This window comes from Sphingomonas kyungheensis (assembly GCF_037120395.1).
GTDB classification, from domain to species: Bacteria; Pseudomonadota; Alphaproteobacteria; order Sphingomonadales; family Sphingomonadaceae; genus Sphingomonas; species Sphingomonas kyungheensis.
Genome location: NZ_JBBBDM010000001.1, coordinates 824,649 through 834,311 on the forward strand (window position 1 = coordinate 824,649; position 9,663 = coordinate 834,311).

Consider the following 9,663-nt stretch of genomic DNA (forward strand, 5'->3'; position numbering starts at 1 on the left):
GCGCGGGCGCGGGTCAGGGCCGCGCCTGCGCCCTGACCCCTTCGTCGCGCCCCCCCGCTGCCTCGGCGAACAGCGCCGTGACCTGCTCGGCGGGGATCGGACGTGCGAGGAGGAAGCCCTGCACCGCATCGCACCGCGTCCGCCGCAGCTGATCGAGCTGCGCCTGCGTCTCCACCCCCTCGGCGACGGTGCGCATGCCGAGCTTGGCGGCGAGGTCGATCACCGTCTGGACGATCGCCACCGACGCCGGATTCTGTTCGAGGTCGGCGATGAACGACCGGTCGATCTTGAGCGTCTGGAACGGGAAGCGGGTGAGATAGCTCAGCGACGAATAGCCGGTGCCGAAATCGTCGAGCGTGGTGCGGACGTGCAGCCGGTTGATCGCGTCGAGCGCGGCAAGCGAGGCCTCGACATCTTCGAGCAGCACCGATTCGGTGACTTCGAGTTCGAGCCGGTCGGCGGCGAACCCGCTTGCGGCGAGCGCGCCGACGATGACGCTCGGCAGATTGTGCGCGCGCAACTGGATCGGCGACAGGTTGACCGCGATCTTGACCTCGGCCGGCCAGCGGCTCGCCAGCCGGCACGCTTCGCGGATCACCCAGCTGCCGATCGCGACGATCAGGCCGTTGTCCTCGGCGATGGGGATGAACTCCGCGGGCGAGATCGGCCCGTAATTGCGGCTCGTCCAGCGCAGCAGCGCCTCGCAGGACAGGATGCGCTGCCCTGACAGGTCGTAAATCGGCTGGAAGACGAGGTGGAATTCCCCGCGTTCGAGCGCGTCCTGCATCTCGGCGGCGAGCGTGCGGCTGCGTTCGATCTTCTCGTCCATCAACGGTTCGTAGAGGCACATCTGTCCCCGCCCTCCATCCTTGGCGCGATACAGCGCGAGATCGGCGTTCTTGAGCAACGTATCCGCGTCGCTGCCGTCGGCGGGGGCGATGGCGATGCCGAGCGAGGCGGCGACATGGAGCATCCGCCCGCCGTGCTCGACCGGACGCGACACCAGGTCGAGGATCTGCCGCCCGAGCGCGAGCGCCTCGTCATCCTGCGCGACCGCACAGACCACCGCGAATTCGTCGCCGCCGAGCCGCGCGACGATACCTTCTTCCGCAAAGGCCGTGTCCAGCCGCCGCGCGACCCCGGCGAGCAGCGCATTGCCGGCGAGATGGCCGAACGAATCGTTGATCTCCTTGAACCGGTCGAGGTCCATCCAGAGGATCGCCAGGCGCCGGTCGCCCTGGGCCAGCCGCTGCAACCGAGTCTCGAACTGTTCGCGAAAGGCGGTGCGATTGGCGACGCCGGTCAGGTCGTCGCGCCGTGCCATCGCGGCATGATGTTCGGCGAGCGCCGCTTTCTCGCGCGACGCCACCGTCGCCTTGAGGATGACGCCATAGGTCTGGAGCGTGATGTCCATCATCGCGACGATGAACAACAGGATCACCACCGCCAGCGCGATCTTGAGCGGATCGAACGAGGCGATCAGCCCGATCGCGATCGGCAACGACGCGAAGCATAATTGCGCGAGCGCGATCCACGGCCGCCCGGCGTTGCGCCCGGCGATGCCGGCGGCATAGCCGATCGACATCGTCACCGCGAGCAGGTGGAGCACGCCATTGTCGCTCTGGACGAGGGTCAGCATCGCAAAGCCGCCGAGCAGCGCCGAATAGCCGAGCGCGCCGAGGCGGTAGATCAGCTCCTGCCGCCGCGCCCACACGCCGCTCGGCAGCGACAGCGTCGCGGTGCGGCGATACAGCCGCACCGCATCGGCGATGCGGATCGCAGCGAGCATCGTCACCGCGACGGCGCAGGCGATCAGCACCGGCGCACGGCTCACCGCCGCGACGATGCCGACGATCGCGCTGCTGGTTAGCGCACCGATCACCAGCGACTGTGGCGAGGCATAGAGCGATTCGACCAGGGTTTCGCGCACCGCGGCGGCGATCGCCTGATCCGAATGGCGCAGCCGTCGCAAGCGGAAGATTAGGCCGGTCATGCAGCGACCATGCGCCCAAGATGGTATAGAAGTAGCGAACAAATCGGCGCCGACCGCGGCTAATCGCACCGCCGGCAATCTTTCATGTCCGTAACTGACATACTTTCGCCCGCGGAGTTTGCTTGCCGAGCGGAAAAGACCCGTATCAAGTTTAATATATTTTTTTGGCGGATGACGGTACGGCACGATCATGACCATGCCTTCCCCCCGCGGTGCTGCTGCCGAATCGGTGCGGAACGAGCTGCGTCACGCTCTGTTTGCCACCGCCTTGCCCAATGCGGCGATGGGCGCGATCCTCGCCGCGCTCGGCGGACGGATCGCCTGGGAGCTTTCCGATCGCCTCGCCACGGCGGCGCTTAGTGTCGCCGTCGCCTGCCTGCTCGCCAAGCTGGCGCTGATCGCGGCGCACCACGTCTGGGCCGGAGAGGCGGCAGAGGCGCATTCCGGCTGGGCGCAGGCCTTCGCCGTCCTCAGCCTCGGCACCGCGCTCGCCCTCGGCCTGCTCGGCGCCCGCGCCTTCACGTTCGATACGGTGCTGTTGCAGATGCTCGCGATGGGATTGCTGTTCGGCTATTGCTCGGGTCTGGTCGCGCATACCTCGATCCGGCCGTGGCTCGCCGCCGCCTGCCTCGTGGGCAGCGCCTTGCCGATCGCCGCCGCCGCGGCGCAGCATGACAATAGCGCGTACCGGCTGCTCGCCGTCGCGCTGCTTTGCTTCATGCTCGCCGCGATGCAGAGCATCCGCCACCTCTACCGGGCGACCCGGCAGCAGATCATCACCCGTCAGGCGATGGCGGCGCTGGCGCGCGTCGACCCGCTGACCCTTCTTCCCAACCGGCTCGGGCTGCGCGAGGCGTTCGTCAGCCGCCCGCGCGCCGCCCGCGACATCGCGATCCATTGCATCGACCTCGATGCGTTCAAGCCGGTCAACGATCATTACGGCCACCCGACCGGCGACGCGCTGCTCGCCGCGGTCGGCGACCGCGTCCGGTCGGTGCTGCATCCGCACGACACGGCGGCGCGCGTCGGCGGCGACGAATTCGTCATCCTCCAGTCCGACGTGCGGACCGCCAGCGAGGCGGACCAGTTCGCCCGCACGCTCGTCCGCCGGATCATGGCGCCCTATCAGATCAACGCGCATCAGATCGAGATCGGCGTCAGCCTCGGCTTCGTCACCGCCGATGGCGGCGCGAGCGACCTCGACGAACTCGTCGCGCGCGCCGATGCCGCGCTCTATCAGGCCAAGCAGAATGGCGGCGGCATCGGGCGGGCGGACACTCCGAGCCGCTAGCGCGAGCCCCGACACGTCAGGTCGCCGACGATCCGCACCCGCCGCGCGTCAATTCTGGTATCGGGCCTCCAGCAGGTCGAGCTCGCGCATCAGCTTCTGCGCGGTCGCGCTGCCGATCGCGCGTTCGCGCACCTGGGCGACCACCGTGGCGCGCTCCGCCTTGATCCCGGCGAGGCGGAAGTCGCGTTCGAGCTGGTCCTGCCGTCGCGCCGCCGCCGCGACGCGCGCGCCCTTGCTGCGGCTCTCGATCCGCTCGCGATACACGTCCATGACCCGCGTTCCCGCCGCGGCATAGACATCGGCATGGCCGTCGCGTTCGGCGAGCGCGTGCTGCGCGCGTTCGATCGCCATGATCGCCGCCTCCGCCGCAGCGACGCGCGCCGCATCCTCCTCCGCCTGGCGCGAGGGTTCGGCCGGCATGGTCAGGCCGTTGAGCAGGATCGGCAGGGCGATGCTGGCCAGCACCAGCGAGACGATGATGACCCCCGCGGCGAGGAAGATGGCGAGATCGCGGGCCGGAAAGGGGCTGCCGTCGGTCAGCGTCAGCGGGATGGTCAGCACGCCCGCCAGCGTGATCGCGCCGCGTACGCCGGCAAGCGACATTGCCGCGACCAGCCGCCAGCTCGGGCTGTGCAGCGTCGCCTCGCTCGTCCGCTGCCGGCGCAGCAGCGTCAGCCGCAGCGATACCCACACCCAGCCGAACCGCAGCAGCGCCAGCCCGGCGACGATCGCCAGCACGTAGAGGCCGAGCCAGCCCGCATCGTGATGCCCGGTCAGCAGCACGGTCGCGCGCGCGCCGGCCAGGATGCCGGGCAATTGCTCGCCGAGCAGCACGAAGATGATGCCGTTGAGCGCAAACTGGATCGTGTCCCACACCGAATGACGGCGCATCCGCGTCGTCGCCAGTGCCTGCCGCGAAATCTCCGCGAAGGTCATGGTGATGCCCGCCGCCACCGCGGCGAGGATGCCCGAGGCTTCCAGATGCTCCGCGAGCAGATAGCAGCCGAAGGGGATCAGCAGGCTGACGAGGATCTGCGACCCCGGCTCCTCGCCGAAGCGTCGCGACACCCACGCCTTGATCCGCGTCACCACCAGGGTGACGCCGACGCCGATCGCCAGCCCGCCGCCCGCAACCCACAGGAAGCTCGTCGCCGCCGCGGTCAGCGAGAAGGTGCCGGTCAGCGCCGCGGCGATCGCGAAACGCAGGCAGACCAGGCCGGAGGCATCGTTGAGCAGCGATTCACCCTCCAGGATGTGCATCATCCGCTTGGGGATCGGCACGCGCGCGGCGATCGCCGACACCGCGATCGGATCGGTCGGCGACACCACCGCGGCGAGCGCGAAGGCGACCGCGAGCGGCATCGCCGGGATCATCCAGTGGATGAACACGCCCATGCCGAGCACCGTCAGCAGCACCAGGCCGAGCGCCAGCTCGACGACGGTCGACAGGTCCTTGAGCAATTCGTCCTTGGGGATGCGCCAGCCGTCGAGGAACAGCAACGGCGGCAGGAACAGCAGCAGGAACAGCTCGGGATCGAGCGCGACCCGATAGGAGGTCGACAGGCCGATCACCGCACCGAGCAGGATCTGCACCAAAGGCGTCGGCACCGCCACCGGCAGCATCCGCGACAAGGCGCCGCTCATCACCACGGCGAGCAACAGGAACAGGACGATCGATACGGCTTCCAACACGGGTCCTTCTGGGGAGGGGAGGCCTCAGTATCGGGCCTGCGCGCGGTCAGACAACCCGTCGATGGGACCGAATGGCCGCTGCTGGCGAAACAGTGCGTCTTGTGCGGGACGCGGGGTGTCGACCCTGTCCTAACAGGCTACGGACTGCTCGAGGATGCGGGACGTCTGCAAACTCCCTCCGTTATGCCGGAGATGGTACGGCATCCACAATTCGGTGGGAGCCTAAGCTGTCGATCGAGCGATACGATGAAGCCGGCACACGTTCGGGGATGACGACGGGTGTCGGGCAACGCCAAGACTTTCGCAGAGGTTTCGCTATGCGTGGCCGAGGATCAGGATGAGCGGTACGGCCCGAACGCCCGCACCGGCCCCGTCGCATGCGATCACCATGCCGGGACCGCCTGCAACGCGCGCGCCCGGGGCGTTGGGGGGCGACGGACGATCGCCGGCACGTCGCTCCTGCGCACGGCGGAGTCGGAGGGCAGGCGGAAATAGCCGATGGCCTGCTGCAACTGCTCCGCCTGCGTGGCGAGCGTTTCGGCGGTTGCCGCGATATCCCCCGAGCCGGCGGCATTCTGCTGCGTCACCGTGTCGAGCTGCTGGATCGCCTGGCTGACCTGCGTCGCGCCGACATCCTGTTCGCGGCAGGCGGCGCTGATCGTTGCGATCAGCTCGGCGGTGCGGCGGATGTCGGGGACGAGGCGCGTCAGCATCTCTTCCGCCTGCGACGCGGCGGCGACGGTGTCGGTCGCCATGCCGTCGATCTCGCCGGCCGCCTGCTGGCTGCGCTCGGCGAGCTTGCGGACCTCGGCGGCGACCACCGCAAAGCCCCTGCCGTGATCGCCGGCGCGCGCCGCCTCGACCGCGGCGTTGAGCGCGAGCAGATCGGTCTGCCGCGCCAGTTCCTGGACGATGCGGATCTTCTGCGCGATCGCATGGGTCGCCGCGACCGCTCGCTGGACCGCGGCGCCGGTCGTCTCGGCGTTGCGCGCCGAATGGCGGGCGATGTCTTCGGTCTGGCCGGCATTGTCGGCATTCTGGCGGATATTGGCGGCGATCTGCTCCATCGATGCGGAGGCCTGTTCGGCGGCGGCGGCCTGTTCGGTCGCGCCCTGGCTGAGCTGATCGGACGAGGCGGACAGCGTCTGGCTTCCCGCCGCGACCTGATCCGCGGCGCGATGCGTCCGGCCGACCACCTCCCGCAGCGTCGCGATCATCGTCACCAGCGCCTTGCCGAGCCGGTCCCGCTCCGACAGCGGCCGATGCTCGACGGTGAGATCGCCGCTGGCGATCCGGTCGGCGAGGTCGGCGGACTGGCGCAGCGCGGTCGTCATGTTCGCGACGCCGTCGGCCAGATCGCGGATCTCGTCGTTGCCGCCCAGATGCACCTGACGGTCGAGGTCGCCGACCGCCACGGCGTCGATCAGCCCGCGCACCCGGCGCAACCCGGTGATGATATAGGAGGACACCCACAAGGCGCCGCCGATCGCGGCGAGCAGCGCGAGCACCGCCGCGACGAGCAACGTCAGGCGCGAGCTGCTGCGCAGCCGATGCATCCTGCCGCTCGCATTGGTGAGCCGCTTCTGGTTGATCCGGACCAGCTCCTTGGAGATCGCGATCATCTCGCCGCCGAGTCGGCTGCCCTTGTCGGCCGCCAGTGCCGCCGCCTCGGCATTGCGATGCGCCAGCACCAGATGGGCGACCGCGTCATTGACGACGACATAACGCGCCCAGCGATCGGCGATCCCGGTCCATCGCGACCGGTTGAGCGGCGTTGCCTGCGCGAGCGCGGTATCGAGCAGGCGCTGCGCCACGGCGCGCTGTTGCTTCATCGTCTCATACCGGTGCTGGCTGCCGAGATCGTCGGTGGATCGCGTCATGTCGCGCGCATCCAGCATCACGTCATGCAGGGCTTCGTCAAAGCTCAAGGCGCGAATGGCGCGTGTCGTCGGCCCGGCGATGACGTCGCTGATCGCCCGATCCATGATCTCGAACCGCGAGATGCCGATGCCGACGATCGCCAGCAACAGCAGGATGAGGACGGAAAAGACGCAGACGAGCTTCGCCCGGATGGTGACGCGCATAAGTCAGCCTTGTGCAATGCAGGAATGCCCCCTCCGCTGCCGGAGCAGGCATCGTCATGGCACCGGTGGGTGGCGCCATTTGCGGTTCGACGGTCGGCGAGATGCGGCGCACCTCGTCGATCACGGATTCATTATAGAGGATTAGAAAGCGTCAACCACGTTGCCGTCGATTACGGCACGCCACCGACCAGGCGTCGCATCGCTCCCGCCGCTGGCGGCTAGATATGATCGGGCGAGGGTGGTCCGAAATAGCTGGGCTTGGTCGGCCCTTGCGACACCGCGATCGTCTGGATCACCATCGTCGGGTCGATCATCGCGACGACCAGCCGGTGGCGTCCCGCGCGGTGCGCGGTGACGGTGAAGCGCATCGTCCGCGCGTTGTTCGCGGTCGTCACCGGGTGCTGGTCTCCGAGGAAATCCTGCGCCACGCCCTCCGGCCCGCCGAACACCGATTTGACGGCGAACGGCCCGTCGTCGAGCGTCACCGCTACGCCGAGCGTGCGACCGGGGATCGTCTCCAGCGTCGCGCCGGTGACGAGATCGACGTGATACGCCCCGGCCGCGGCGAGGTAGACGTCATATTCCAGGCGCGGCGCGCGGGCCGGGTCGCTGACCGAAGCCGCATCGACCGGGAAGACCGACATCGCCGCCGCCACGCGGCCATAATCGGGGATCGCCTCCCAGCGCACGCCGTCGACGACCGTCCGCCTCGCGAAGGCGGTCACCGGCACCGCGAAGGCGCCGGCAAGCCCGCCGTAAGCGCCGCGCGCGTCGCGCTCCTGCTGCGCGGTGGCGCGGATCGCGGTCAGCTTGGCGGTGATCGTGACGCCCGCGTCGCTGACCGTCACCGCCGCCTCAGACCGGCCGACCGGCGCGTGTGCCCAGTCTATGTCGATCCAATAGCGCCGTTCGCGCGGCGAGACGCCGAACGCCGGTCCCTCGCGCAGCGTCACCCACGGCTGGTCCGCGCGCACGACCGGCGCGATCGGCGCTGCCCCGCGCGGATAGACTTCGAGATAGGTCGGCCGCCGCGTCAGGCTGTCGAGCGTCGGCAGCACCGGCGGCAGGTAGAAGCCGGGCCACGACCGATCGTCACCGTCGACCGCGACGCCGAACCCCGCGACCCCGGTGAGGTCGAGATCGGCGACCGGCGGCATGATGTCGTTCTCGGGCGGATACCAGTCGAAATAGCCGATGTGCGTCTGGTCCATCAGGTGGTTCCATTTGCCGCCGGCCAGGACGTGATTGTAGGTGTCGCGCAGCTGGTGATCGTAGAGGAAGCGCCGCCGCACCTCCTCCGCCTCGGCGCGCGTGCTGGCGCGCGCCTGCCGCGCGTTGCGGGCGTTGCGCGCCGCGGCGATGTACATCAGCGTGAGATTGGCGCAGGCGCGCACCGGATAGAGCACCAGCTGGTAATAAGCGTCGCGCTGATCGGGGCGGAGCAACGGCTCGAGCCGGTCGGCGCGGCGGAGCAGCGTGGTCCAGGCGTCGGCGACGCGCTCGGCCTCGCGATACTGGTCGAGGCTGAAGGTGTCGGGGCGGAGCTGCTCGGGTTTCCGCAGCGCGTTATATTTGGCGTAGCGGGTGACAAGGTCGGCGATCTCGGCGGCATGATCGGGGCCGAACTGCCGTTCCGCCCAGTCGCGCGTCCATTGCGCGATCCTGTCCTTGTCGACCGTCGCCGGCTTCCACGCCATCGCCAGGAAGAAGTCGATCGGCAGTTCGAGCGGCTTCAGGTCGCCGACATTGGCGATCCAGATCTCGTTCGCGCCATAGCGGTTGGCGAGGTTCATCTGCTCCCAGATCTTGGGCAGCGGATTGGAGTTGATCCATTGATAGGCGAACGGACCGCCGTGCATGTCCATGTGGAAATAGATGCCGAAGCCGCCACGCCGGCCGCGCTCGGCGGGAAGGGGCAGGCGGCGCAGATTGCCGACATTGTCGTCGGCGAACATCAGCGTGACGTCGTCGGGCAGCTTGAGCCCGGCGTCGTAATATTTGTAGACCTCGGTGAACAGCACCCACACCTGCGGTGTCTGATCGGCGGGCTTGCCGGTGCGCTGCGCGATGATGGCGCGCTGGTCGGCGATCACCGTTTCGAGCAGATGGATGTCGGACTGGAGGTTGCCGGTGCTCTCCAGCGCGACGTCGCCGTCGCCGCGCATGCCGATCGTGACGATCGATTCCCTGGCGCCGTTGCGGACGATGCCTTCGTCGAAGAAGCGGCGGACGCCGTCGCGGTTGGTCGCGTAATTCCACTCACCGTTGCCATAGTCGGCGCGGTGGTCGGTCCATTCCTTGTGCGCGCGCATCATCGGTTCGTGATGCGAGGTGCCCATGACGATGCCATAGTCGTCGGCGAGCGGCGCGTTGCGCGGATCGTCGACGGCAAAGGCGTTGTTCCACATCGCCGGCCACAGGTAATTGGCGCGTAGCCGCAGCAGCAGTTCGAACAACCGGCCGTAGAAGTCGGCGTTCATCCCGCCGAACTTTTCCGTCGTCCAGCCCGACAGGCACGGCGCCTCGTGACGTGACCCCTGTCTTTCATCCAGCTGCGACCAGAGACCGACGGGTGTTGTCGCGCATGAGCGCAGGTGAAGCAA

Annotated in this window: 5 protein-coding genes; 1 reads left to right on the forward strand and 4 read right to left on the reverse strand. The window is 68.5% G+C overall.

Annotated features, from left to right (window positions below; translation table 11 throughout):
• Positions 1–13: 13 nt before the first annotated feature.
• Complete coding sequence (locus V8201_RS03925) at positions 14–1,993, reverse strand: putative bifunctional diguanylate cyclase/phosphodiesterase (RefSeq protein WP_051583322.1); 1,980 nt, start codon at positions 1,991–1,993, stop codon at positions 14–16.
• 190 nt (positions 1,994–2,183) lie between these two features.
• Between V8201_RS03925 and V8201_RS03930 the strand changes: the two genes are divergently transcribed.
• Positions 2,184–3,284 (forward strand): diguanylate cyclase domain-containing protein, encoded by a 1,101-nt coding sequence (locus tag V8201_RS03930; protein ID WP_336544516.1) that lies wholly within the window; start codon positions 2,184–2,186, stop codon positions 3,282–3,284.
• A gap of 48 nt (positions 3,285–3,332) precedes the next feature.
• Here the strand turns inward: V8201_RS03930 and V8201_RS03935 are convergent, their stop codons facing one another.
• The 3 genes from V8201_RS03935 to V8201_RS03945 form a co-directional block, all read right to left on the reverse strand.
• Positions 3,333–4,973 (reverse strand): Na+/H+ antiporter, encoded by a 1,641-nt coding sequence (locus V8201_RS03935; protein ID WP_336544517.1) that lies wholly within the window; start codon positions 4,971–4,973, stop codon positions 3,333–3,335.
• A 386-nt stretch (positions 4,974–5,359) separates the two neighbouring features.
• On the reverse strand, positions 5,360–7,060 hold the full coding sequence (locus tag V8201_RS03940) for a methyl-accepting chemotaxis protein (RefSeq protein WP_336544518.1): 1,701 nt from the start codon (positions 7,058–7,060) through the stop codon (positions 5,360–5,362).
• A 218-nt stretch (positions 7,061–7,278) separates the two neighbouring features.
• Complete coding sequence (locus tag V8201_RS03945) at positions 7,279–9,663, reverse strand: glycosyl hydrolase 115 family protein (protein WP_336544519.1); 2,385 nt, start codon at positions 9,661–9,663, stop codon at positions 7,279–7,281.